The 248-nt window shown below is 62.9% G+C and carries 1 pseudogene; it reads right to left on the bottom strand.

The annotated features are described in order from the left end of the window. Positions 1–248, bottom strand: a pseudogene (locus MTCD1_RS21035) (hypothetical protein); the annotation flags it as partial.

The raw sequence follows: 248 nt of genomic DNA, 5'->3' as shown, positions 1-248 counted from the left end.
GTGGATGCCCATCGCGTGCAGGATGGACAGATCCTGCACGAAGGCGTTCAGGCGGCCGGCGGCAATGCCTTCGCCCGACATCGCGACCACGAAGGTCTTGCCGCGGTAGGCGTGGATGTACGGAGCCACCGAGCGGAACCACGGCACGAAGGTGTGGGGAAAGACCAGACTCATCGGGATGCGGAGGAAGGGAGGCGAGCCTTCGCCGGGGGGCTTTGAAATAATCCGAGATTTTGCACGATAGGCAC

Source organism: Colwellia marinimaniae (assembly GCF_002207865.1).
GTDB classification, from domain to species: Bacteria; Pseudomonadota; Gammaproteobacteria; order Enterobacterales; family Alteromonadaceae; genus Colwellia; species Colwellia marinimaniae.
The sequence above is the reverse complement of the archived record's forward strand: the minus strand, read 5'-3'. Positions and strand labels throughout refer to the sequence as shown.